General features: G+C 67.9%; 27 protein-coding genes and 1 tRNA gene. 12 read left to right on the plus strand and 16 right to left on the minus strand.

Annotation, left to right across the window (positions count from 1 at the left end; all coding sequences use genetic code 11):
- Positions 1-5: 5 nt before the first annotated feature.
- Both ABTU82_RS07645 and ABTU82_RS07650 read right to left on the minus strand, forming a co-directional pair.
- Complete coding sequence (locus ABTU82_RS07645) at positions 6-971, minus strand: transketolase family protein (protein WP_116648159.1); 966 nt, start codon at positions 969-971, stop codon at positions 6-8.
- Positions 971-1,846, minus strand: coding sequence for a transketolase (locus ABTU82_RS07650; protein ID WP_407172728.1), 876 nt, complete (start codon positions 1,844-1,846; stop codon positions 971-973). The genes ABTU82_RS07645 and ABTU82_RS07650 overlap by 1 nt, the downstream gene beginning before the upstream one ends.
- 251 nt (positions 1,847-2,097) lie before the next feature.
- Here ABTU82_RS07650 and ABTU82_RS07655 point away from each other — a divergent pair, with 251 nt between their 5' ends.
- Both ABTU82_RS07655 and ABTU82_RS07660 read left to right on the plus strand, forming a co-directional pair.
- Positions 2,098-3,597 carry an aldehyde dehydrogenase family protein gene (locus tag ABTU82_RS07655; RefSeq protein WP_407172730.1) on the plus strand — a complete coding sequence of 500 codons (1,500 nt, stop codon included), beginning with the start codon at positions 2,098-2,100 and terminating at the stop codon, positions 3,595-3,597.
- Positions 3,598-3,675: 78 nt separating this feature from the next.
- Complete coding sequence (locus ABTU82_RS07660; protein ID WP_165817987.1) at positions 3,676-4,218, plus strand: MarR family winged helix-turn-helix transcriptional regulator; 543 nt, start codon at positions 3,676-3,678, stop codon at positions 4,216-4,218.
- 55 nt (positions 4,219-4,273) lie between these two features.
- Here the strand turns inward: ABTU82_RS07660 and ABTU82_RS07665 are convergent, their stop codons facing one another.
- Positions 4,274-4,738, minus strand: a complete 465-nt coding sequence (locus ABTU82_RS07665) for a MarR family winged helix-turn-helix transcriptional regulator (RefSeq protein WP_116648163.1) — start codon at positions 4,736-4,738, stop codon at positions 4,274-4,276.
- 90 nt (positions 4,739-4,828) lie between these two features.
- Here ABTU82_RS07665 and ABTU82_RS07670 point away from each other — a divergent pair, with 90 nt between their 5' ends.
- Genes ABTU82_RS07670 through ABTU82_RS07685 form a run of 4 tightly spaced genes read left to right on the plus strand, consistent with a single transcriptional unit; the run spans position 4,829 to position 8,688 of the window.
- Positions 4,829-5,755 (plus strand): SDR family NAD(P)-dependent oxidoreductase, encoded by a 927-nt coding sequence (locus ABTU82_RS07670; protein WP_407172731.1) that lies wholly within the window; start codon positions 4,829-4,831, stop codon positions 5,753-5,755.
- A complete protein-coding gene (locus tag ABTU82_RS07675; protein ID WP_407172733.1) occupies positions 5,752-6,636 on the plus strand; it encodes an amidohydrolase family protein in 885 nt (294 codons plus the stop codon). Before ABTU82_RS07670 ends, ABTU82_RS07675 begins: the two co-directional genes overlap by 4 nt.
- Positions 6,637-6,659: 23 nt before the next feature.
- The gene (locus ABTU82_RS07680; protein ID WP_116648166.1) at positions 6,660-7,112 is read left to right on the plus strand and encodes a MaoC family dehydratase; all 453 of its coding nucleotides are present in this window, start codon (positions 6,660-6,662) and stop codon (positions 7,110-7,112) included.
- Between the two features lie 43 nt (positions 7,113-7,155).
- The gene (locus ABTU82_RS07685) at positions 7,156-8,688 is read left to right on the plus strand and encodes an acyl-CoA synthetase (protein WP_407172735.1); all 1,533 of its coding nucleotides are present in this window, start codon (positions 7,156-7,158) and stop codon (positions 8,686-8,688) included.
- Positions 8,689-8,735: 47 nt separating this feature from the next.
- Here the strand turns inward: ABTU82_RS07685 and ABTU82_RS07690 are convergent, their stop codons facing one another.
- From ABTU82_RS07690 to ABTU82_RS07725, 8 genes are all read right to left on the minus strand, one after another.
- Positions 8,736-9,209 carry a hypothetical protein gene (locus tag ABTU82_RS07690; RefSeq protein ID WP_407172736.1) on the minus strand — a complete coding sequence of 158 codons (474 nt, stop codon included), beginning with the start codon at positions 9,207-9,209 and terminating at the stop codon, positions 8,736-8,738.
- A gap of 472 nt (positions 9,210-9,681) precedes the next feature.
- A tRNA-OTHER gene (locus tag ABTU82_RS07695) sits at positions 9,682-9,815 on the minus strand.
- 117 nt (positions 9,816-9,932) lie between these two features.
- A complete protein-coding gene (locus ABTU82_RS07700) occupies positions 9,933-10,247 on the minus strand; it encodes a PH domain-containing protein (RefSeq protein WP_407172738.1) in 315 nt (104 codons plus the stop codon).
- A 268-nt stretch (positions 10,248-10,515) separates the two neighbouring features.
- Positions 10,516-10,770 (minus strand): toxin, encoded by a 255-nt coding sequence (locus ABTU82_RS07705; protein WP_407172739.1) that lies wholly within the window; start codon positions 10,768-10,770, stop codon positions 10,516-10,518.
- Entirely contained in the window at positions 10,763-11,032 is a 270-nt protein-coding gene (locus tag ABTU82_RS07710) for a ribbon-helix-helix domain-containing protein (RefSeq protein ID WP_116648171.1), read from the minus strand. Before ABTU82_RS07710 ends, ABTU82_RS07705 begins: the two co-directional genes overlap by 8 nt.
- A gap of 351 nt (positions 11,033-11,383) precedes the next feature.
- Entirely contained in the window at positions 11,384-12,271 is an 888-nt protein-coding gene (locus tag ABTU82_RS07715; RefSeq protein WP_407172741.1) for a hypothetical protein, read from the minus strand.
- Between the two features lie 221 nt (positions 12,272-12,492).
- Positions 12,493-12,993 (minus strand): PaaX family transcriptional regulator C-terminal domain-containing protein, encoded by a 501-nt coding sequence (locus tag ABTU82_RS07720; protein WP_407173304.1) that lies wholly within the window; start codon positions 12,991-12,993, stop codon positions 12,493-12,495.
- Positions 12,994-13,106: 113 nt separating this feature from the next.
- A complete protein-coding gene (locus ABTU82_RS07725; RefSeq protein ID WP_407172743.1) occupies positions 13,107-13,823 on the minus strand; it encodes a TetR/AcrR family transcriptional regulator in 717 nt (238 codons plus the stop codon).
- Between the two features lie 92 nt (positions 13,824-13,915).
- On the opposite strand from ABTU82_RS07725, the gene ABTU82_RS07730 reads away from it, so the two are divergent.
- Positions 13,916-14,779, plus strand: a complete 864-nt coding sequence (locus ABTU82_RS07730) for an NAD(P)H-binding protein (protein WP_407172745.1) — start codon at positions 13,916-13,918, stop codon at positions 14,777-14,779.
- A gap of 168 nt (positions 14,780-14,947) precedes the next feature.
- On the opposite strand, the gene ABTU82_RS07735 is transcribed toward ABTU82_RS07730, so the two are convergent.
- The 5 genes from ABTU82_RS07735 to ABTU82_RS07755 are packed head-to-tail and all read right to left on the minus strand — an operon-like array spanning position 14,948 to position 19,299.
- Positions 14,948-15,790, minus strand: coding sequence for a PaaX family transcriptional regulator (locus tag ABTU82_RS07735; RefSeq protein ID WP_116648173.1), 843 nt, complete (start codon positions 15,788-15,790; stop codon positions 14,948-14,950).
- Position 15,791: 1 nt separating this feature from the next.
- A complete protein-coding gene (locus ABTU82_RS07740) occupies positions 15,792-16,592 on the minus strand; it encodes an ABC transporter ATP-binding protein (protein ID WP_121147677.1) in 801 nt (266 codons plus the stop codon).
- Complete coding sequence (locus tag ABTU82_RS07745) at positions 16,585-17,409, minus strand: ABC transporter permease (protein WP_407172746.1); 825 nt, start codon at positions 17,407-17,409, stop codon at positions 16,585-16,587. Before ABTU82_RS07745 ends, ABTU82_RS07740 begins: the two co-directional genes overlap by 8 nt.
- The gene (locus ABTU82_RS07750) at positions 17,406-18,248 is read right to left on the minus strand and encodes an ABC transporter permease (RefSeq protein ID WP_407172747.1); all 843 of its coding nucleotides are present in this window, start codon (positions 18,246-18,248) and stop codon (positions 17,406-17,408) included. Before ABTU82_RS07750 ends, ABTU82_RS07745 begins: the two co-directional genes overlap by 4 nt.
- Before the next feature lie 58 nt (positions 18,249-18,306).
- Complete coding sequence (locus ABTU82_RS07755; RefSeq protein WP_116648177.1) at positions 18,307-19,299, minus strand: ABC transporter substrate-binding protein; 993 nt, start codon at positions 19,297-19,299, stop codon at positions 18,307-18,309.
- Positions 19,300-19,606: 307 nt separating this feature from the next.
- On the opposite strand from ABTU82_RS07755, the gene ABTU82_RS07760 reads away from it, so the two are divergent.
- The 5 genes from ABTU82_RS07760 to folE all read left to right on the plus strand — a co-directional run bounded on the left by ABTU82_RS07760 (position 19,607) and on the right by folE (position 24,144).
- Complete coding sequence (locus ABTU82_RS07760) at positions 19,607-20,482, plus strand: methylenetetrahydrofolate reductase (RefSeq protein WP_407172748.1); 876 nt, start codon at positions 19,607-19,609, stop codon at positions 20,480-20,482.
- 36 nt (positions 20,483-20,518) lie between these two features.
- Entirely contained in the window at positions 20,519-21,394 is an 876-nt protein-coding gene (gene purU, locus ABTU82_RS07765) for a formyltetrahydrofolate deformylase (RefSeq protein ID WP_116648178.1), read from the plus strand.
- Positions 21,395-21,448: 54 nt separating this feature from the next.
- Positions 21,449-22,852 (plus strand): vanillate/3-O-methylgallate O-demethylase, encoded by a 1,404-nt coding sequence (gene ligM, locus ABTU82_RS07770; RefSeq protein ID WP_116648179.1) that lies wholly within the window; start codon positions 21,449-21,451, stop codon positions 22,850-22,852.
- A gap of 111 nt (positions 22,853-22,963) precedes the next feature.
- The gene (locus ABTU82_RS07775) at positions 22,964-23,560 is read left to right on the plus strand and encodes a PadR family transcriptional regulator (protein ID WP_116648180.1); all 597 of its coding nucleotides are present in this window, start codon (positions 22,964-22,966) and stop codon (positions 23,558-23,560) included.
- On the plus strand, positions 23,557-24,144 hold the full coding sequence (gene folE, locus ABTU82_RS07780; protein WP_407172749.1) for a GTP cyclohydrolase I: 588 nt from the start codon (positions 23,557-23,559) through the stop codon (positions 24,142-24,144). The genes ABTU82_RS07775 and folE overlap by 4 nt, the downstream gene beginning before the upstream one ends.
- Positions 24,145-24,218: the final 74 nt, after the last annotated feature.

Raw genomic sequence — 24,218 nt, forward strand, 5'->3', positions numbered from 1 at the left:
GTCGTTCAGGCCTGCGCGGAGACCGCGCGCCGCAGGGCCGCGACCGTGGCCGCCGGACCGTATCCGTGCTTGTTGCGGAGTTCCTCGTCGTCGCCGAAGCCGGCGTACACCTGCGGGATCCCGAGTCGCTCGAAGGTCGTGAGTCGCACGCCGCGGTCGGCGACGACGTCGGCGATGCGCGAGGCGAGTCCGCCGTAGGCGAGGTGGTCCTCCAGCACGACGAAGCGTCCGCCGGTCTCGTCGGCGCACCGCACGATGAGCTCTTCGTCGATCGGCTTGAGCGTGAACATGTCGACGACGCGGATCGAGCGTCCGTCCTTCGCGAGCTCGTCGGCGGCGTCCAGCGCCTGGGCGACGGTCGTGCCGTGCGTGAAGATGGTCGCGTCGGTTCCCTCGCGGGCGACGATCCCCTTGCCGATGCGCACGTCGTGCTCGCCCGGCTCGTACAGCACCTTGTCCTTCTTGCCGACGGCCAGACGGATGTAGATCGGTCCCGTCATGGTCATCGACTGCCGGATGATCTCGCCGACCATCAGCGGGTCGCCGATGGAGGTGACCGTCATGTTGGTCAACGCGCACATCAACGCGAGGTCTTCCACGGCGTAGTGCGTCGATCCGCCGTTGCCGACGAGACCGCCGTGGGTGCCGATGATCTTGACGGGGAGGTTCGGGTAGCAGACGTCGCTGCGCACCTGCTCGAGCGCACGCATGGAGAGGAAGGGCAGCATCCCCGAGACCACCGGGATGTTGCCGTCGTACGCGAGACCGGCGGCGATGCCGACGCAGGCCTGCTCGGCGAGACCGACGTCGATGAAGCGGTCGGGGAACTTGTCGCGGAACTCCACGAGCGTGGCGCCGATGTCGGGGGTGAGCACCCAGAGGTTCGGGAGCTCGTCGCCCAGTTCGGCGAGGGTCGACCCGATGACCGAACGGGCTCCGAGGAACTCGCCGAAGGTGAAGGTGGTGGGCATCAGACGTTCTCCTTCGTGCGTGAGGACTGCAGGGCGGCGAGAGCCTTTTCGAGGTCGGCGGCGCCGAGCGATCCGGCGTGCCAGGCGAGGTTGCGCTCCATGAAGTCGACGCCCTTGCCCTTGATGGTCTCGGCGATGATCACCGTGGGGACGTCGCTGTCGGGCGCCGGGAGGGCGTCGATGGCGCCCACCAGCTGGCCCATGTCATGGCCGTCGATCTCGACGACGTTCCAGCCGAAGGCCCGCCACTTGTCGGGGTAGGGCTCGAACATGACCCGCTCCTCGGCGTGGCTCGTCATGAGCTGACGGTTGCGGTCGATGAAGGCCACGAGGTTGCCGAGCTTGTTGCTGCGGCCGGCCATCGCCGCCTCCCACACCGAGCCCTCGCCGGTCTCGCCATCGCCGAGCAGGGTGAACACGCGGTGGTCGTCGCCGCGGTGCCGGGCGCTGAGCGCCATGCCGACCGCGAGCGGAAGACCGTGACCGAGCGAACCGGTCGACGCCTCGACACCGGGCAGCTGGACCTTGCACGGGTGCATGCCGTACGCGCTGTCGAGCTGGCCGTAGGTGTCGACGATCCCCTCGTAGGAGAAGAATCCACGCATCGCCATCGTGATGTACATGCAGACGGCCGCGTGGCCCTTGCTCAGCACGAAGCGGTCGCGCTCCGGGTTGCTGATGTCGGTGGGGTCGATGTGCATCCCGTAGTGGAACAGCACGGTGAAGATGTCGGCGGCCGACAGATCTCCGCCGATGTGCACGGCCCCCTCGTAGGTTCCGCAAAGCTCCAGCAGTTTGGTGCGCAGCTCGAAAGACAGTTCCTCGAGCTCCTCGACGCTGTGCAGCGCCCCGGCATCCAGGGTCTTCGTACTCATCGCATCTCTCCTCGTCGATTGATACGCATGCCGATTTCCGGCGCCTGACCAGGCATCTTCTTCGACACTCTCGGGCTGTCGAGGGCTTTTCTCCCCCGACGGAAGTGACGCTAGCACGAAGCTCTTTACATGTAAACAGGAATGCACGTAAACTCCGAGGAGAGGTTGTGGCGCACGCACTCAGCCCGCAGAATCGGGGGAAACGGCGTCGTTCTCTCCCGGAAACGACTCACAGAGAGGTGGATGTCGATATGACTGGAGACGTTCTGACCAGCGCGGGAACCCGCACAGGTCTGTACATCGGCGGGGAGGAGCGGTTCACCGAGAACACGCTCTCGATCGCCGACCCGGCAAAGCCCGGAGCGATCGTCGGTGAGGCTGCCGCAGCATCCGTCGACGACGTCGCCGATGCCGTGGCTGCCGCGAAGGCCGCCTACCCGGCATGGTCTGCGCTCGGCGCCAAAGAGCGTGCCCGCATCATGGGCGAGGCGATCAAGGGCATCGCCGATGACCGTGACGAGGATGCCGCGATCCTGTCGCAGGAGAACGGCAAGGTCCGCTTCGAGTCCTGGGTCGATGCCCTCGTGTTCGAGATCCGCTGGAACCTCGCGCTCATGCTGGCCGACGAGATCGACACGACCAAGACGCTGCCGGTGATCCCCGGCGCCATCCCCGTCGCGACCGAGGTCGCGTACCAGTCGATCGGTGTGGTCACCGTCATCGTTCCGTTCAACTGGCCGATCGCGATCCTGGGAGCCGCCCTCCCCCACGCGCTGCTGGCCGGCAACACCGCGATCGTGAAGCCGCCGCCCTCGGCGCCGCTGGCGACGACCCGCGTGGTGCAGCGCATCGCCGAGAAGCTGCCCCCGGGAGTGCTGAACGTCGTCACCGGTAAAGACGAGAACATGGCCGGCCTCATCCAGAACACCGATATCGCGAAGGTCTGCTTCACCGGATCGGTGGGCGGCGGCAAGCGCATCATGGAGATGGCGTCGAAATCGCTCACGCGGGTGACGCTCGAGCTCGGCGGCAACGACGCGGCGGTCTTCCTCGCCGATGCCGAGATCGACGACACGCATCTCGACCGTCTCTACGCGGCGATCTACGACACGACCGGGCAGATCTGCATGAACGCCAAGCGCGTGTTCGTGCACCGCTCCCGGCTCGACGAGGTCGTCGCGGGACTCTCCGCGCGCCTCGAGAAGGCTGTGATCGGCTACGGCCTCGACGAGGGCACCACGATGGGCCCCCTCCACCAGGCCGCGCAGAAGGCGTTCGTCGAAGAGATCATCCAGGAGGCCAAAGACGCCGGTGCCGACGTCCGCGAGTTCGGCGAACTGCCCGGCGGCGACCTGGCGGGCGGCAACTTCCTGCGCCCCGCGATCGTCGTCGACCCCGCCCTCGACCTCCGCGTCGTGACCCAGGAGCAGTTCGGCCCCGTGATCCCCGTCATCCCGTTCGACGACGAGGACGAGGCCGTGCGCCTGGCCAACGACACCTGGGGCGGACTCTGCGGATCGGTCTGGACCGCCGACCCCGCCGCCGCCCAGCGCGTGGGAAGCCAGCTCGAGTGCGGCTACGTCTGGGTCAACGACCACGGCGCCACCCGCCTCGACCTGCGCGCGCCCTTCGGCGGCGTCAAGCAGTCCGGCTTCGGTCGCGAACAGGGCATCGAGGGCATCCGGGCGTTCCAAGACACCCGCTCGATAGCGACCATCGACCCCGAAGCGCTCGCGAACATGGCGCACTGACCCCGTGACGTCCAGATGGGGCTCGGCCTCCCGGCCGGGCCCCATCTGCGTTCCCCCACCGACGACGGAAGGATCTGCATGCCACGCGGCACTGCATCGACGAGATTCCCCGCAGGATCGGATGACCTGCTCACCGAACCGCTCACCGCGACGATCGACCCCGAGAACTTCACCCCGCGGCTGATAGCGCTGCTGTCGAACGCGCTCGTGTGGCGCGAGTCGCACGAGCTGCGCCGGCGCTTCGGGCTCGGCACCAACGACTGGCGAGTGATCTCGGCGCTCGCGATCAGGCCGGGTTCGTCGGCGACCGAGGTGACGGAGTTCATCGGCGTCAACAAGGCGGTGGTATCCAAGAGCGTCACGTCATTGGCTGCGCGCGAGCTCATCACGCTCGTCGACGGCCCTCGCGGCTCACGCCCGCTCTACCTCACACCGGCGGGAGTACGGATGCACGACGAGATGCTGCCCGTCTCGACGAACGGGCAGGACATCATCCTCGAGGGCATGGACCCGGCGCACGTCGCCGGCCTGAACACCCTGCTCCGCGACATGATCGACAAGGTCCGGGTGGCCAACGCAGACGAAGCCGCCGAACTCGGCGAAGCCGCGACCCCCGCGTAATCGTCGGCGACGGATGCGGCGAACCCCGCCATCGCGCACACCTGAGGGGCGCGGTTCAGCCCCGGTCGACGAAAGCGATGCGACGCAGCAGCGCGGCGAGCTGATCGCGCTCGGCCGGCTCGAGCGCGGAGTGCAGCTCCTGCTCGGCGTCACGCGCAGCGATCGCGGCCTCGGCGTGCACCGACCGGCCCTCGTCGGTCGCGATGACGACGTTCGCCCGCCGATCGTTCGGATCGGGCCGTCGCTCGACGAGACCGCGCTGCTGGAGCCCGTCGACCAGAGCCACGACCTGGCTCGGGTCGAGTCTGAGGAACGTCGCGAGGTCTCGCTGGGTGGGTCGACGGTCGTCGACCGTCAGGGCCAGCACCGAGAACGATCGCACGCTCAGTCCGAACGGCCGCACAGCCGTGTTGCCTGCCGCCAGCGACAGGGCGTTCGCCCGCGCCATGAGAAAGCTCAGATCCCCCGCGAGCGACACCGACGCGAGCCTCTGCACGGAGATGGTGCCGTCGGTTGCCATGGCGGCAAGCGTAGCAAAACATGCACGAATCAATAATTGACAATCTCAATGATTTACAGGTTCAATGAAGACACCAACGAAGGAGCCCTCATGTCCCTGGACGGCAAAGTCGCCATCGTCACCGGATCCGGCCGCGGCCTCGGCCTCGCCTACGCGCAGGAACTCGCCCGTCAGGGCGCGTCGGTCGTCATCAACGATGTCGACGCCGCCACGGCCGCCGAGGCGGTCGCCAGCATCGAGGCCGCAGGGGGCAAGGCCGTCGCGGTCGTCGCGCCGGTCGGTTCGACCGAGACGGCACAGCTGCTCGTCTCGACCGCCGTCGACACGTACGGCCGCCTCGACATCCTCGTCACCAACGCCGGCGTCCTGCGCGACACCGTGCTGTGGAAGATGAGCGATGACGACTTCGACACCGTCATCGGCGTCCACCTCCGCGGCACATTCACGTGCGTTCGCGAAGCGGCGACCTACATGCGCGCCAACGAGATCGCCGGCCGCATCATCTGCATCGGCTCCCCCACCGGGCAGCGCGGCAACTTCGGTCAGACGAACTACGCCGCCGCCAAGGCCGGGATCGTCGGCATGGTGCGCACGTGGGCACTCGAGCTCAAGAAGGCCGGCATCACCGCGAACGTCGTCGTGCCCGTCGCGGCAACGGCGATGACCGCGACGGTCCCCTACTTCGCGGCCGCCGTCGAAGCCGATACGGCCGGGGAACCGATGCCGGCGTTCTATCGCCACGACCTCGGATTCGGCACCGCCGACGACGTGTCGGGGCTGATCGCCTACCTCGCCTCCGACGAGGCGAGCGGCGTCACCGGCCAGGCGATCGGTGTGGGCGGCGACCGCCTGCAACTGTGGTCGCACCCCGAGCCCGTCGTCACCGCGTATCACGACGGCGGATGGGACGTCGAAGCGTTGCAGGACGAGTTTCCCGCCCTCATCGGCGAGCACCAGCAGTCGGTCGGCGAACGCTTCCCCGCCCTTCCCGAAGAACTGCAGCGCCCCCGGCCGTGACCCGCTACGAGCCGGCGATCGACCTCGCCTCGATCCGCGCGATCGACGTGCACGTGCACGTGGAGGTCGACGATCACGGACACAGTTCGCTGCCGCCCGACCTGGCCGACGCCGCCTCGAAGTACTTCAGCGCCGAACTCGAGCGCCCTGACATCGACGCAATCGCGGCGTACTACCGCGAGCGGCAGATGGCCGCGGTCGTCTTCACCGTCGACGCCCAGACCGCGCTGCAGCATCCGCCTCTCTCGAACGAGGAGATCGCGGAAGCCGCCGCTCGCAACAACGACGTGCTGATCCCGTTCGGCTCGGTCGACCCCCGCCGCGGCGCCGACGCGGTGGAGCGGGCACGACGCCTGATCGGCGACTACGGGGTGCGCGGGTTCAAGTTCCACCCGACCGTGCAGGGGTTCGATCCGAGCGACTCGGCATGGTTCCCGCTCTACGCCGCGCTGCAGGACGCGGGCATGGTGGCCCTGTTTCACACCGGCCAGACCGGGATCGGCGCGGGGATGCCCGGAGGACGCGGGTTTCGCCTGGCACTGTCGAACCCCATGCTGCTCGACACGGTCGCCGCAGAGTTCCCCGAGTTGCAGATCATCATGGCCCACCCGTCAGTGCCCTGGCAGGACGAGGCGATCTCGGTCGCGACCCACAAGCACAACACGTGGATCGACCTGTCGGGCTGGAGTCCGAAGTACTTCCCGCCGCAGCTCGTGCGCGCCGCGAACTCGTTCCTGAAGTCCCGCATCCTCTTCGGCTCCGACTTCCCGCTGCTCACGCCCGACAGGTGGTTGCGCGACGTCGAACAGACCGACCTGAAGCCCGAGGTGATGCCCGGCATCCTCCTCGACAACGCCGCACGCCTGCTCAACCTCACCTGACCCTCATACCCCTAGGAGCACTCATGACGACTACCGTCGCTTACACCGATGCCGCCGGCCTCGCCGGAACCGACCTCGGCTGGACCGACTGGGTTGAGGTCACCCAGGACCGGGTGAACCTCTTCGCCGACGCCACCGACGATCACCAGTGGATCCACGTCGACCCCGAGCGCGCGAAAGACGGCCCGTTCGGCGGCGCCGTCGCCCACGGCTTCCTGACGCTGTCGCTGACGGTGAAGTTCTGGTCGGAGCTGTTCGACGTCGAGGGCGTCAGCGCGAAGGTCAACTACGGCCTCGACAAGGTGCGGTTCGTCTCGCCCGTGAAGGTGGGGGCGAAGGTCCGCGGCGGTGCCGTGATCGCCGAGGTCACCGAGGTGCCCGGCGGCTACCAGTTCGCGGTCGACCAGACGATCGAGATCGAGGGCGGCACGAAGCCCGCCGTCATCGCGCGCGGCCTCTACCGCTTCTACGCCTGACCCACCGGGTCGACTCCCGACACCTCGACGATGAGGACACGCAATGACGCAGGATCACGGACTCGGCTTCTGGCTCGATAAGCGGCGACGGAAGACGCCCGACAAGCCGGCCATCGTCTTCGGCGACGACCGGACCATGACCTACCGCGCCCTCGCCGATGCTGCCGACCGGGTAGCGGCCGTGCTCGCCGACCGGGGGATCGGTGCGGGCGATGCGGTCAGCTACCTCGGCGAGAACAGCCCCGAGTTCCTGCAGGTGCTGTTCGGCTGCGCGCAGCGCGGCGCCGTGTTCGTGCCGGTGAACACGCGCCTCGCTCCGCCCGAGATCGCGCACGTGCTGGCCGATTCGGGCGCGAAAGCCCTGGTGTACGACGCCGAGTTCGCCGAGCGTGTCGCCGACGGCATCGAGGCGGCGCGCGTCGCGCACGTGTTCCTCACCGGCGAGGGTGCTCCGGGGGTGCCGGGCCTCGCGCACTATATGCGTGAGGCCGCTCCACGCCCCGCCGATGCGGGGATCGGTCTCGACGATCCGGCGGCGATCATCTACACCTCCGGAACGACGGGGAGGGCGAAGGGAGCCGTGCTCAGCCACGGCAACCTGACGTGGTGCGCGATGAACTGCATCGTCGACTACGACGTCGTCTCGTCCGACGTGGCTCTGATGATCTCCCCCCTGTTCCACGTCGCGTCGCTCGGGATGGGGGCACTTCCGGTGATCCTCAAGGGCGCGACGCTCGTGCTCGAGAAGGGGTTCGAGGCCGGGCGCGCACTCCGCCTCGTCGAACGTCACGGCGTGACCATGCTCAGCGGGGTTCCGACGACCTACCAACTCATGGCCGATCATCCCGACTGGCCGAGCACCGACGTGTCGAGCCTTCAGAAGCTCACGTGCGGCGGCTCCGCGGTGCCGCTGCGCATCCTCAACGCCTTCGAAGAGCGCGGGCTCTCGTTCTCGCAGGGCTACGGGATGACCGAGACCTCCCCCGGCGCGACCGCGCTGTCGCCGGCGATGACCCGCGAGAAGCAGGGCAGCGTCGGCCTCCCCCACTTCTTCACCGATGTGCGCATCGCCGGGGAGAACGGCGAGCGGGTGCCGGCGGGCACGGTGGGCGAGATCGAGATCTCGGGCCCGAACGTGTTCCTCGGGTACCACGGCCTCCCCGAGGCAACGGCCGCGGCCTTCACGGCAGACGGCTGGTTCCGCTCGGGCGATCTCGGCTATCTCGACGACGACGGGTACCTCTTCATCGCCGACCGGCTGAAGGACATGATCATCTCGGGCGGCGAGAACATCTACCCCGCGGAGGTGGAGAGCCTGATCGCCGAGATCAGCGGCATCTCGGGGGTGGCGGTGATCGGGGTACCCGACGAGCGCTGGGGCGAGGTGCCGTGGGCCGTGGTCACCCTCCGCGACGACGCGGAGGTGACGACCGAGTCGGTGCGCAGCCACCTCGACGGGGTGCTCGCCCGCTACAAGCTCCCCAAGAACGTCGTGGTCGTCGAGGATCTCCCCCGCACGGCCTCGGGCAAGGTGCGTAAGCCCGACCTCCGCGCACGGTTCGGCAAGCGCGGCTGAACGTAGGCCACGCGCGTTACCCCGCCCTGGCCCGGCTCAGCGGGGCGCTAACGACGGTCCGCAGGCGTGGCCGGTGTCCGTCGATCGGCGAACGCGGTAAAAACGACCTCGTACTGACCTTCGGGCCAGAGGAGCACTCGGTGAACGAAGCGTCCCTCGGGAGCTGTATCGACCTCGTCGTAGATGATCTCGGTCTCTGAGTCGAAGAGGTTCAGGGAGCTGATCGTGACACCGGTCTCCAGCCGCAACTCGGCTTCCGCGTAGCTCATCTCGACAAATTCGTACCCCACCTGTAAGTCCCCGATCAGCGCGCAGACCTGGAGCATGTCACGGGGTCGGTAGTCGAAGGATCGCACCTGGCCGTCGTGAAGATGGATGCTGTCGAGAAGCCGATCCGCACCCCCGGTGAGGCGTGGTCGCACCTCGTCTCGATGCGCGAGGTAGCTGCTCCATCGCTGTTCGTACTCGATATCCCCAAGGCCACCCGACGCCCACTCGCGCGTGAGCCACCTCATCGACATGGTGTGACGCTACTGCACTGTTCCACTCCGGCGACTCCCGCGTCCGATCGGCGAGCCTTCACCCTTCCGCGGCGGGGGCACCCGGGTGCCGGAGCATTCGATATAGCTGTTCCTCTGCGCACACCGGGTCCCACGCGATGCCTCGTTCATCAACGAGATGCCATGAATACCCACCGCCCAGAACAGTTGCGACGGACCGCGCTACCTCGTCCGCGATCGCAACCGGCGCCCGGGATTCCGTCGAGAACGGACCACGCGGACCGTCGATGACCGCTACCCACCGGAAAGGCGATAGCGGGAAGACTTCCACGGAGAGATTCACCTGAGAAGTATCGAACGGGCGCGCCGCTCCGACGGGATATCGGGGCCGATCCTGCCATGGGCTCGCATGGGGTTCGGCTGAGGTTAGCCGTCTGCGCCCCGGACGAAGCCGGGGCGCAGCGGGCCATGCCGGTGGCTACGCCCCCGGGAGTGGAGGCGACGGGATTCGAACCCGTAACTCGAGATGCGTGTTGGAGAGAGTAATTACACAGGCCCACGTCGCGCCAGCGCACGCCGGCTCTGTTGCGGATCCGCCGTGACGCTCCGCGAACTTGGCTCGCCTCCATGCCGCCGATACCTGACGCGCCGCTGATCCCGCGCCTCAACCCCGAACGGCCGGGCTCGTCTCGCAGCAAAAACTGACGACCCAACGCAAGAAGCATGTCGTTCCGCGGGCAAACGCTAGGTGGCATCGTCTTGGCACCACGCGCGAACGATCTCGACCGCAACCTCGACATCTTGCGTGTGCGAGTTTGCGGCGAGCAGAACGCGGTGTGCACCGCCGATGAGAGACAAGCGAAGGGTGTGCTCGACGTCACAGTTCAGCAGCACGTTGAGCAGCAGACTCGGCCACCACGTCAATCGAACCGCACCCACAGACACGATCTCCTGGCGCCGATAGCTGCGCGTAAAGAAGTATCCGCGAGCAATCAGGTGTGTCGGTGTGAGTTCGACGCCGTGGGTTGCAGCCCGGAGCATGCGACGACTGCCGAACATTGTTACCTTTGCCGCAGCACTGGATTACTGCTCATCCCCTCCACGGAAAGTCGTCCGTCCGGAACCTCCGGGACTCGCGACGGCCCAAGCTGTCCGTCCCCGCAGTAACGTCACCTGACGGAGGTTCATCGCGCCGGAACCCACTCCACCGCCGAGCAGGCCGAGCATTTCGCATGACGCGGTCGGCTGCTTACAGACCCGCGCAGCGCCAGGAGGCAGTCGAACGTCGACGCCGAGCACAACGCCGACGGGCCGCACGCGGATCGGTTTAGAGTTCGGCGAGGTACTGAGCGCGGGCTTTCATCGCGTGGATGACCAGCTCGTAGCCATCGTCGTAGATCGGAGCGACGAGCTCGAGTAGACGGCCTGCGGGGTCGGTGCCGATCATGAGCCACCGGCCTGGGTCGTCTTCGTCGTCGAGCGGACGCGAATGCAGGACGTGCGCGGCCGCGTAGAGCACGACTGAGTCGTCGAGCTGGTCACGCCGGTAGTGCTTGCGGGCTGATCTGTGCAGCTCAGGCAACGTGTGCCCATTCGCGCACCGCGGCGCGGATCGCATCAGAGCGCGTGGTGATGCCCTCGGCCTCGGCTCGCGCGGTCAAGGCCGCGAGGGTGGAGGCATCGAGCCGCACGGGGATCACCGCGCCTGGGCCGTCGCCCACGGGCGGCCGTCCGCGACGCGGCTTGGGAAGTTTTGACAGGTCGTAACCGACCTCGGCCTCATCCGCCCACGCCTGAATCTGCTCGTCGGTCACTGGCTTGCCGTTCAACAGATGCTCGCTCATGCGGTTATCGTATACGAAACTCACGCGATTGTGTATACGAAACTCCTGAGGCTCGCCGCTCGTGGCGGCCCGAGCGTGCGAGGCCGCGGCGTCCGTGCTCCGGTTTGCACCATCGCTCGCGCTAAGACCTGTGCGGGGCAGATCTCCGCCAGAGCGCGTGGTGCTCGACTCCTCCGACACTGAACTGCCTGCCGCAGGCGGTGCACTCGCACTCGTAGGTCGCCGGACGCCCTGAACCGTCTTGGCCGAGGATTCCCACTGCCCGAGCTCCTCCCCCGGGCTGGGTCGGATACGAGTAGTCGCGGATATTCCTCGCGACAGCCTCGCCATGTGCCCCGAGGCGGCGTATGCCTACGAAAGTGCCCCCGGGCGGGGAGGTGGTTCGACGAGCACCAGTGGGGCGCCTCCCTCGTCACCGACGGAGACGACGAACGCATCGTCGGTGATCCAGGTCATTCCCGCCGGCGCGCACAAGAACGGTGTCGTCACGGTCGTTTCGGCGGTAACAATCGCGAGGTGGTCGACAGCAGCGCCACTACCCGACGGATCACAATCGGCGTGACGTTCGATGACCGCTCGAGCCTGTGCCGACCCGGCCGCGACGAAGGAGGAGAGCTCTTGCGGTGTTCCCTGGCGTGACGACAGTACCTCTCCCCGGTCGTTGACGGAGATCAGGGGGCGCTCGCTCCGGGATGCCACCTCGGCCAGGAGTTGACCGTCAGCGGCGAAGGTGTAGCGGTGTTCCCCAGTGACGAGGTGGATCGTGCCAGTGCTGTCCGCGTCCAGGGCAATCTGGCCAATCGCCGGTAATGGCGTGGTGATGTCGACGGCGCCGACGCCTGCATCGAGCGGGAGCCTCGCGACCGTGAACGTCGGTGTCGCCGAGTAGTCGTAGGCGACGACAAGGACGTCCTGACCGGACACCGTCACGTCTCCTAGAGGCCGCGAGTCCTGGTGGACCACATCCCATGACATGGTCTCCGTGTCGAAGATCCGCACCACTCCACCTCCACTCACCGCGTCGGATGAGACCACCACGAGTTGAGTGGGGGTGATTGCCGCCACCGCGCCACTCGGGACGCCCTCGTCGAGGTTGAACCGGCGGACGGCGTCGCCGGACGCATCGATGTGCAGCCAAGAGCCGACCGAAACTCCCCAGAAGCCTCCCGCGGTGTCGCCGAGCAGTTCCATCGGGTAGGTGGTGTCGATCAGGCTCTCGCCCGCCTGCTCGCCGTCCATCGAGTTGTCATAGCTCACAGGAGTGAGCACCCAATCGTCCTCCTGAGGTCCTGACGCTGAACATGCCGCCGCTGGAAGCAGGCTCATGAGGACGGCAACCGCAAGCAGGGCTCTCCGGGGAGCTTTCACCCGTTCAAGATAGTGCCGCGCGCGTGGCTACGCCCGGCCTCGCACCACGATCGAAGTCACGCGGTAGACGAGCCGTCTCGTCGCGCTGAACGTCAGCCCAGGTCGGCGAAGGCCGCGACGGCCGCGACGTGCAGCTCGCTACGACGCGCCCGGTAGGCGGCGATCGAGCGCTGCGCCGGCCAGTCGTCGTCGAGGAACTCGTCGGGAAGACGGGGGTCTGCCCTGAGCAACGTGAGCCAGTCCGACACCAGCATCGTCAGCGACGACAGCGGCGGAACGGATGCTGCGGAGCGCGCCGGCTCTTCCCATACGGCCAGGAAGCGCTCGTGCAGTCCGCGCAGAGCGACGAGATCCCAGGCCTCCCGCACCGACGCGGCGAGAGGGAACTCGGGCAGGTCGCGCGCCCGGAAGGCCACGACGCTCGAGTCGGCCAGCTCGTCGCGGAGCGGCTCGAGCGCACCGGCGAGATCGACCTCGCCGGGGGCGACCCACAGACCGTCGCGCACCGGCGCGAACCCACCCCAGGTGAGGGCGGCGCGCAGGCGGTGCCGCAGCGTCCGCTGCCCCAGCCTGAAAACATGCCACTGCCAGATCGGGCCCCGCGCACGACCATGGTCCTAAGAGTGGGCGGTCTCTCGCGAGCGGAACTGACGACGCAGCTCGGCTCGCGCAGCATCCGACTGAATGCACCAACGGGGCGGGGCGACTAGTCAGACTGTGCGGTTCGGATGGATCGGTCCAGCCACTCGGCCATCAGTGACCGCTCCGCGGAGCTCAGACCCGGTAGCGCCGGTACGAGCGTGGCGAAGCGGACCGCGATCGAAGTGGTGCTGTCTGCGCCGTCTATGACGGAACGCGGTTCGAGGATCTGATCGAGCACTGCGTCGAAGAGGGCGTCTGCGAGCGGGAGGTCCCTGCTCTCCGGACTGGTCTCGAGGAGCGCCTGGACGGCGCCGGCGCCGGCGGCATGGATCATTCCGAGGGCTCGCTGCTCGCTGACGCGCAAGAGACCGGCCGTCGCAAGGTTGTGGATTCGACGTCGAAGAACCGCGATACCAGCCTCGATCGCGGGTGACCTCTCGGCACGGGCGTTCATCAGCCTGACGAGCTCCGGGTTCGACAGGCCGAAGTCGATCTGCGAGCGCCACCCCGACCGCAGCGCGAGCACCGGGTCATCCTCATCGGCAGCACGCTCCGCTTTGCCGTTCACATGCATCGCCACTGCATGCTCGGCAACAGCGTCGAGCAGGCCGTCTTTGTCACCGAACAGACGGTAGATCGTCGGCGCCTGCACGCCGGCCGCGTCCGCGACGCGACGCGTCGTCACGGCAGCGACTCCGCCGTCACGAAGGAGTCGACCGGCGGCCTCGATGATCTGCGCGCGCACGTCCGGACGAGGAGCTGTCTCGCGATCCACTGCCACGTATCAACGATACCGCGATTGATCTATCGCTGGAAACAACGTGGTACAGTCACTGTCATCCTGGTATCAACGAAAACAGAAATGGCGAATCAATGATAATTGTCACCGGAGCGACAGGAAATCTCGGGCGCCGCATCGTAGAGCGGCTGCTCGAACGAGTACCCGCCGGAGAGGTGGGAGTTAGCGTGCGAGATGCGGGCAAGGCCGGGGACCTTGCCGCGAAGGGCGTCCGAGTCCGCGGTGGAGATTTCACCAGACCGGAGACCCTCGAGAGCTCGTTCGAGGGCGCCGACCAGGTTCTGGTCGTCTCGGCGGCCATCCGCGGCGGCGGAGCCTTCGAGGCCAACAAGTCCGCGATCGATGCCGCCGTCGCGGCGGGCGCCTCGCGGATCATGTACACGAGCCACCAAGCAGCGTCACCACGCTCGCTGTTCCCACCGCAGCAGGTGCACGCAGCGACGCAGGATTATCTGGCCACACGCAACGTCCCGTTCGTCGCGCTCCGGAACGGGTTCTATGCGAACGCTCTCGCCATCCATCTGGACAGCGCCCTGTCCACTGGCCAGATCACCGTCCCGCAGGACGGTCCCGTCTCCTGGACCGCACACGAAGACCTCGCCGAAGCGGCCGCCATCGCCCTCACCAGCGCTGACCTGATCGCAGGCATCTCTTCCCCGCTGACCGCGTCGACGTCGCTCGACCTCGGCGATGTCGCCGCGATCCTCAGCCGACTCACCGGCCGCACGATCACACGCGTGACGATCGACGACGACGAATGGAAGACCGCAGCGATAGCCCGAGGACTCCCACCGATGGTCGCCGACTTCTCACTCGGCATGTTCCAGGCAGCACGCCGAGGCGAATTCGACGTGGCGGACCCCACCCTCGAGACCATCGTCGGCCACCGCCCCTTGCCGGTCGAGAACACGCTCGCACAGCTTCTCGACAACAGATGATCGGGCACGACCGGCAGCTCTCACCGTCGATCTCGTTTCGCTCATCGCGTTCGTCCGGGAACGGAAGCAGGAGTTCACCGCCAATGGTCTCCAGGATGCCGCGGCCATCTTCTTCGGCAACGTGCCGGTGCAGCAGCGACCGCGTTCGTGGCCGGGTGACCCGAGACGTCAGCCCAGGTCGGCGAAGGCCGCGACGGCCGCGACGTGCAGCTCGCTACGACGCGCCCGGTAGGCGGCGATCGAGCGCTGCGCCGGCCAGTCGTCGTCGAGGAACTCGTCGGGAAGACGGGGGTCTGCCCTGAGCAACGTGAGCCAGTCCGACACCAGCATCGTCAGCGACGACAGCGGCGGAACGGATGCTGCGGAGCGCGCCGGCTCTTCCCATACGGCCAGGAAGCGCTCGTGCAGTCCGCGCAGAGCGACGAGATCCCAGGCCTCCCGCACCGACGCGGCGAGAGGGAACTCGGGCAGGTCGCGCGCCCGGAAGGCCACGACGCTCGAGTCGGCCAGCTCGTCGCGGAGCGGCTCGAGCGCACCGGCGAGATCGACCTCGCCGGGGGCGACCCACAGACCGTCGCGCACCGGCGCGAACCCGCCCCAGGTGAGGGCGGCGCGCAGGCGGTGGCGGAGAGTGCGCTGGCCCTCGGGAACCGAAAAGGTCACGAGCGTCCATCCTCCGCCGTGGGGCGAGAACGGGTCGGGCGAATGCACGCGCTCCGACCCCTCGCGCAGCACGTCGCGGCCGTGGTCGGTGAGGCCGTACTCGACCTCGCGCCCGACGCGACCGCGGCTCAGGAACCCGCGCACGACCATGCGGTCGAGTGTGGCGCGCGCCGTCGGGCCGGCGACGCCCGCACCCTCGAGCACGTCGAGGTAGACACCCGCGCGCAGGGGTCGCTCGATGCGCAGGTCGAGCTGCTCTCCCAGCAGCGCCAGCAGCAGCTGTCGCGGGTTGCGGGCGAGGCCCGCCTCTTCATCGCGGGGGCGGGCAGGGGTGACCGTGGACGACACGTCAGGCGACCGGCCGCACGGCCTCGCCCCGCTTGGCGCGCTGGATCTGCTCGTAGACGTGCGTGCGCAGCTCGGTGAAGCGCGGCAGGGCCCGCGTGGTGATCTGGTCGCGGTCCGGGGCCAGGTCGATGACGAGGTCTTCCTGCACCCATGTCGGCGACTTGGACAGCACGACGACCCGCTCGCCGAGGTAGACCGATTCGTCGATGTCGTGAGTGACGAAGAGGATCGACATGCCGCGCTCGAGGTGGAGGCGGCGCACCAGATCTTCGAGATCGGCCCGAGTCTGCGCGTCGACGGCGGCGAAGGGCTCGTCCATGATGAGCACCTCGGGCTGATAGGCGACGGCACGGGCGATCGCCACGCGCTGCTGCATGCCGCCCGAGAGCTGCCACGGGTAGCTCTTGGCCGCGTGATCGAGGCCGACCGCGACGAGCGCGTCGTCGATGAGACGGTCGCGCTCGCCCTTCGAGAGCTTCTTGTGCTTCAGGGGCAGCTCGACGTTGCCCCGCACGGTCAGCCAGGGGTAGAGGCTGCGACCGTACTCCTGGAAGACGAGCGCCATGTTCGGCGGCGGGCCGGTGACCTTCTTGCCGTCGAGCACGACGCTGCCGGCGGTGGGCTTGAGCAGCCCCGCGATGCACTTGAGCAGGGTGGTCTTGCCGCAGCCCGACGGGCCGACGATGCAGACCAGCTCGCCGCGACGCATGGTGAAGTCGATGTCGCCGATGGCCTCCACCGATCCGGTGGTCGATTCGTACACCTTGTTCAGGTGCTCGACGTGCAGGAGCGTCTCAGGCACGCTCCACCTCCTTGATTCCGTGGTACCAGCGCAGGACTCTGCGCTCGACGATGGTGAAGACGACGGCCAGCAGCACACCTACGAGGCCGAGCAGCACGATGCCGCTCCACATCTCGGCGATGAGGTAGTTGCGCTGGAAGAACGTGATGCGGAAGCCGAGCCCCGACGACGAGTAGAACATCTCGGAGATGACCATCATGATCAGGGCGACCGACAGGGTCTGGCGCACCCCCGCCATGATGCGAGGGCTCGCCGCGGGCAGCACGAGGCGGAACAGCCGCTGGCTGCGCGTCAGCGAGAACGAGCGCGCGGTCTCGGTCATGACCGAGTCGGTGCCGCGCACCCCCTCGACGGTGTTCAGCAGCACGGGCCAGAGCGACCCGAAGACGATGACGATGATCTTCATGCTGTCCGTCACGCCCAGCAGCGCGACGAAGACGGGGATGAGCACCGGCGGCGGGATCGCGCGGAAGAACTCCAGCAGCGGCTCGAGCAGCTCGCGCAGCCACCGGGTGAGACCGATCAGCGTTCCGGCGGCGATCCCGATGGCGATCGCGAGCACGATGGCCACGGCCAGCCTGGCCAGGCTCGGCAACACGTCGGTGACGAAGATCGGCCCGACCCAGGTGTCGACGAACGCCTCGGCGATCCGCAGCGGGCCCGGGAAGAACTTCGCCGGGGCGAGGGTTCCCCAGATTCCCCAGACGATCAGCAGCACGATCGGGAGACCGATGGCGAACCCGATGCTCTTGCCGGCCTTGGCCCACACGCGCGGCGCGGGCGGGGCGGTGCGCACGGTGCTCGTGTAGAGGGTCACAGCACTTCCTCCCCGCGGATCGACTGGTGCCACGCCAACGCGCGGCGTTCGATGAAGCGGAAGACGAGGTTGATCAGCAGCCCGAGGATGCCCGTGACGACGACGACCGCGTACACCGTCGAGATGTTGCCGATGTTGTAGGCGACGACGAGCACTTGACCGAGGCCCGGGTTCTGGATGGTCATCTCGGCCGTGATGGCGAGGATGAGGGCGACGGATGCGGCGAGCCGCAGTCCCGTGAAGATGTAGGGGAGCGCCGTGGGGAGCACCAGGCTTCGCAGCTGCGCGACCCGCGTCAGCCCGTAGCTGCGCGCGGTGTCGCGGGCGACCGTGTCGATGTCGGCGACGCCGTAGAGCACCTGCACGAACACCTGCCAGAAGCAGGCATAGACGATGATGACGAGCGCCGCCTGGATCTGGATGCCGTAGGCGAGGATCGCGAGCGGGATGAGGGCGACCGACGGGATCGGGCGGAGGAACTCCACCGTGCTGTGGGTCGCTTTCCGCAGGAACGGGATCAGCCCGACGAGCCCGCCGAGCACGATGCCGAGCACCGAGGCGATGACCAGACCGATCGCCCACGCCGTCATGGTGCGCCCGACGTTGCGCCAGAACTCGAGGTCTCCGACCATCACGCCGAGCCGGGCGAAGGTGTCGACGGCCGAGGGCAGCTGCGAAGGGTTCACGATTCCGGCCGCGGCGACGAGCTGCCACACGGCGAGGAAGCCGGCGATGCCCAGCGCGCCCAGGACGGGCTTGCGCAGAGACCGCCGGGGCTTCCGGCGACGCGGCACCACCACCGTCGAGGTGTGCAGCGGAGCGGGGGGAGCAAGGGTCATGAGACGCCTTCCGGGAGGGAGAGGCCGGGGGCGTCGCCGAGCGACGCCCCCGGTCGGGTCACTGCTGCGGCTGGATCAGCGTGGCGAAGTCGGGCTCCGCGTCGATGTAGCCGTACTCGACGGCGAGGGCGCCGAGGTCTTCGATGCCGGCGTCGCCGAGATCGAAGGTGAAGTTCGGCAGCGTGATTGCTGCGGCCGCAGCCTCCGGGATCTCGAGGTTCGACGCGATCGCCGCGCGCACGGCGTCTTCGTTCTGCGTCGCGTACTCGAGCGCTTCCTTCATGGCCGCCGCGTAGTCGGCGACGAGCTCGGGGTCGGAGTCCATCTTTTCCTGCGTGGTGAAGTTGGTCAGCACCGTCAGACCCGGAATGGTCGCCTGGTAGGGCGAGACCACGTCGACCCCGCCACCGCTGACGATGAGGCCGCGGAACGGGTCGGGCACCCATCCGGCGTCGATGTTGCCGGCCTCGAGCTGCGCCTGCACGTCGGGGAAGGCGACCTCGATGAACTCGATCGTCGACGAGTCGCCGCCGGCGTCGTCGACGGCCTTGCGGATCGTGAGGTCGCCGGCCGCGCCGATGCTGTTGACCGAGACGCGCTTTCCCGCGAGGTCGGCGGGGCTCGCGATGCCGGAGTCGGCGAGCGCGACGACCGAGTTGACGTCGTCGCCGCTGGCAAGGCTCGAGGCGTAGTTGCCGAAGATGACCACCCCGAGGTCCTGCAGGTCGGCCCGGATCGGCCCCATGGGCTGACCGATGGCGAAATCGATGTCACCGCTGAGGAGGGCGGGGATCGCCTGGGCGCCGCCCTGGGCGGGGACGACCTCGACCGCGAGGCCGTGCTCCTCGAAGATGCCCGCGTCGATCGCGGCCCAGAGCGCCCCGCTCTCGGCGATGGGGAGGGCGGCGACGCGAACGTCGCGCAGTTCGCCGCCGCCCGCGTCGGCGGAGCCCGACGACGTGTTCGCGGGGGTGGCGGCGGAGTCGCTGCAGCCGGCGAGCGCCAGGGCTGCGACGGCGACGAGTCCGAGCGCGGTCAGGGTCTTCTTCATCGAATGGCCTCTCAGTGCGGTGAGTGGGTGTCGACGCGACAGGGCCATCGGCGGGCGCCCGTTACGGGAGTCACGCTGTCATCCGCACCGCGTCGTGCTGACACCGCCATGCTCCGCGATGGCCGACCCAATGTCAAGCATTCCGTGACGATCGTCGCGTGATCGTTTATTGGCGAACGGACGTCACGGATCCGTGGGCCGACAGGCACATCCGAAATACCTCTTGTCATTACCTATCAACGTAGGTAATGTCCCTCTCGGAGCTGCAGTGACGCACTCCCCCTGAGAGCGGAAAGGACCACGATCAGTGGCACACACATCCCCCGCGGGCGACAACGCCGCATCCGTTCGTCTCGTCGAAGGCTTCTCGCTGGAGATGACCGGCAAAGACATCCCCGGCCTCCAGGAAGCCCAGAGCACGATCCCGGCCGGCACCAAGATCAACGTCACCTTCCTCGGGAACGAAGACCTCGAGATGCGCGTGGCTGCCTCGAAGGCCGTCGTCGACATGGGCTTCGTCCCGGTCCCGCACATCTCGGCCCGACGCCTGTCGTCGCAGGCTCAGCTCGAGGAGTACCTCGACCGCCTCCAGCAGGTCGGCGCGAGCTCGAACGTGTTCTCGGTCGGCGGCGACCCGGCGGAGCCCGAGGGTCCCTACCCCGACTCGCTGTCGGTCATCCGCACCGGACTCCTCCAGAAGTACGGGGCCACCGAGGTCTCGATCGCCGGTTACCCCGAGGGGCACCCCGACATCCCGAACGACGTGCTCTGGAAGCACCTCGAAGACAAGTCCGCGGCGCTGAAGGAACAGGGCCTGGATGCTGTCATCCTCACGCAGTTCGCCTTCGACACCGACCCCGTCACGGCCTGGGTCAACGGTGTCCGCGAGCGCGGCATCGCGTCGGAGATCCGTATCGGCACCCCCGGCCCCGCGGGCATCAAGCGCCTCATCGGGTTCGCGCGCCGCTTCGGCGTCGGCGCGAACGCGATGATCGTGAAGAAGTACGGGTTCTCGCTCACGAACCTCATGGGAACCGCCGGTCCCGACACCTTCGTCACCGACCTCGCCGCCGAGCTCGCCCAGAACCCCGCGTCGGGGGATGTCAAACTGCATTTCTACACGTTCGGCGGTCTCAAGGCGACGTCGGAGTGGGCACGCGACTACATCGCGGCCCGCGTCTGACCCGCGCCCGACGACCGAGGCCTGAGGAGAAAACGCATGTCCATGCACACCGCCGCCCTTCGCGATCGCGCCTGCCTGATCGTCCACGGCCCTGACCAGCCCGGGCTCGTCGCCGCCGTGACCGCGCTCATCACGCGGCACAAGGCGAACATCGTCTCGCTCGACCAGTACAGCGACGACCCCGAGGGCGGCAACTTCTTCCAGCGCGTCGTGTTCCACATGAACGACCTCGCCGCCGCGTTCCCCGACCTCAAGGCCGACCTCGCGGAGACCCTCGAGCCCTACGGCATGACCTGGAAACTCACCGATCAGTCGGTGCCCAAGCGCATGGCGATCCTCGCGTCCACGAGCGATCACTGCCTGCTCGAGTTGCTGTGGCGCCACCGCCGCGGCGAGCTCAACGTCACGATCCCGATGGTGATCTCCAACCACACGAACACCGCGGAGGACGTGCGCTCCTTCGGCATCCCGTTCTTCCACGTGCCCTCGCAGGGGCCCGACAAGTCGGCGGCCGAGGCGGAGATCCTCAAGCTCCTCGCGGGCAACGTCGACTTCGTCGTTCTCGCGCGCTACATGCAGATCCTCTCCGACGACTTCATCACCGGCGTCGGGGTTCCCGTCATCAACATCCACCACTCGTTCCTCCCCGCCTTCATCGGCGCCGGCCCCTACAAGAAGGCCAAGGAACGCGGCGTGAAGCTCATCGGCGCGACCTCTCACTACGTGACCAAAGACCTCGACGAGGGTCCGATCATCGAGCAGGACGTCGCGCGCGTCGACCACTCGCACTCTGCCGCAGCCCTCCAGGCCCGCGGCGCCTACGTCGAACGCGCCGTGCTGTCGCGAGCCGTGCAGTGGCACGCCGAGGACCGTGTCATCCGGCACGGAAACCAGACCATCGTCTTCACCTGACCCCATGCCTCATCCGAGGCACTCTTCGAGAGAGAACAGAGAGGTTCACCTTCCATGGCTGACAACCTGCAGGAGCTGCTCGACCAGACCAACCCGGTCGAGATGCTGCGCAACTCGCAGATCGGTTCGTACATCTACCCCGTCGTGCCCGCCGACTTCCAGAACTGGATCAAGGAGCAGCAGGCCTGGCGCAACACCGCCGTGCTGTACGACCAGTCGCACCACATGGACAACGTGTTCCTCAAGGGCTCCGACGCGATCAAGCTCATCAGCGACACCGCGATCAACTCGGTCGCGAACTTCGCCGTCAACAAGGCGAAGCAGTACGTGCCGACGACCTCGTCGGGCCACGTCATCGGCGACGGCATCCTCTTCCGCGAGGCGGAGGACGAGTACACCTACGTCGGCCGCGCACCCGCGTCGAACTGGCTGATGTTCCACGCCGAGACCGGCGGCTACTCGAACCTCGACCTCACGGTCGACCGTCGTTCGAACTCGCGCCCCTACGGCCACGCGGTCACGCGCCAGTACTACCGCTTCCAGATCCAGGGTCCCAACGCCTGGGCCGTCATCGAGAAGCTCAACGGCGGCCCGCTGGAGAAGCTCGGCTTCTTCAACATGTCGACGATGAGCATCGCCGGCAAGCAGGTCCGCACCCTCCGTCACGGCATGGCCGGCGCGCCGGGCCTGGAGATCTGGGGCCCGTACGCCGACCACGACGCCATCCGCGACGCCATCGTCGAGGCGGGGGCCGAGTTCGGTCTCGTCCCGGTCGGATCGCGCGCCTACCCCTCCAACACGCTCGAGTCGGGCTGGATCCCGTCGCCGCTGCCGGCCATCTACACCGGCGAGGCGGAGCGCGCGTACCGCGAGTGGCTCGGCACCGACAGCTACGAGGCGACCGGAACGCTCGCCGGCTCGTTCGTCTCCGACAACATCGAGGACTACTACCTGACCCCGTGGGAGCTCGGATACGGCTCGTTCGTGAAGTTCGACCACGACTTCATCGGCCGCGACGCCCTCGAGAAGATCGACCCGGCCAGCCAGCGCAAGAAGGTCACGCTCGCCTGGAACGCCGAGGACCTCGCCGGAGTCTGGGGATCGCTCCTCAACGTCGACGGACCGACCTACAAGTTCTTCGACCTCCCGCTGGCGAACTACGGCTCGGCGAACTACGACTCGATCGTCGACGCCGACGGCACGAACGTCGGATTCTCGATGTTCACCGGATACAGCGCGAACGAGAAGCGCGGCCTCTCGCTCGGCGTCGTCGACCCCGACGTGCCCGAGGGAACCGAGCTGAAGGTCGTCTGGGGCGAGCCCGACGGCGGCACGTCGAAGGCGTCGGTCGAGAAGCACGAGCAGACCGAGGTCCGCGTCGTCGTCAGCCCCGTCCCCTACTCGACCGTCGCCCGGTCGACCTACCAGGGCGGCTGGCGCACCGGTTACAACGACTGAGCACGTCCGTCCGAGGGGCCTGGGCGAACTCGCCCGGGCCCCTCGCCGCACCCCGCGGTGCGTCGACCGGTAGCCTCGGCACTCCGACGGGGTGACGACAGAAGGAGTCCGATGAGTCTGCGATACGCGCTTCTCGCGCTCGTTCGCGTGGGTCCGCAGTCGGGGTACGAACTGCAGAAGCAGTTCGCCGTCTCCGTCGGCCATGTCTGGCACGCGCCCGACTCGCAGATCTACCCCGAGCTGCGCCGCATGGAGGGCGAGGGGCTGTTGTCCGGCGAGGAGCAGACCCGCGGCGAACGCGGAACCCGACGGCTCTACCACATCACTCCGGCCGGCGAGCAGGCATTCCTCGACTGGATGGCCTCGCCGCCCGACTACCAGCGGGTGCGCGATCCCGCGCATCTGCGGGCGGCCTACCTCGAGGCCGCCACCCCCGCGCAGGGACGCGCGTTCCTCCGCGCTCACATCGCGCAGTGGGAGGGCGAACTCGATCAGTGGCGCGGCGAGCTGGTGCGCATCGACGCCGCCGACAACCCGATGCTCGTCCGACGCCTCGCCGTCACCGCCGACGAAGATCGCGAACGCACGATCGCGTACAAGAGATTCGCCTACGAAGGCCTCGTCGAGCGTGCCCTCGGCGAGATCCAGTGGGCCCGCAGCGGACTCGACCTGATCGACCGCCTCGAAGGTGCCGAGGAGGCCCCATGACGATCACCAGCCCCGTCAGCGTCGACCGCGACCGTGCGGTCTCAGCCGTCCGCGAACTTCTGCTGGCCGTCGGCGAGGACGCCGACCGCCTGGGCCTGCTCCGCACGCCCGAACGCGTCGCCGACCTCTTCCTCGATCTGTTCTCGGGGCTCGGCGTCGACCCGGCCGCCGCGCTCGGCGCTCCCGTCGCCCTGACGGAGAACGAGCAGCCCGGCGAACTCGTCGGGCTCACCGGCATCCCGTTCCGGTCGGTCTGCGAGCACCACCTCCTCCCCTTCGAGGGCACCGTCGACATCTACTACGCGCCCGTGCGCCACATCGCGGGCCTCAGCCGCATCGCGACTCTCGTCGAGCTCGCCGCCCGCCGCCCCCAGCTGCAGGAGCGGTTGGGACAGCAGATCGCCGACGCGCTCATGGCCGTTCTGCGGCCGTACGGCGTCGCCGTCCGGATCGAGGCGGCCCACGGATGCGTCGCGCATCTCGAGCCGAGCGCCGCGTCGGCGCGAGCGATCACGGTTGCGACCGTCGGCACGATCCCTGACGCGACCTGGCGTCTCGCGGCCAGCACGCACCCCGCGCCCTGACTCCGCACCTGCCGCACAGCGGAAATGGCGTCGAGAATGGTGCCCGGATCGGCGACAATGGTGCCACTGCCCGT

It is taken from the genome of Microbacterium deferens (assembly GCF_045517775.1).
In the GTDB taxonomy this organism is placed as follows: Bacteria; Actinomycetota; Actinomycetes; order Actinomycetales; family Microbacteriaceae; genus Microbacterium.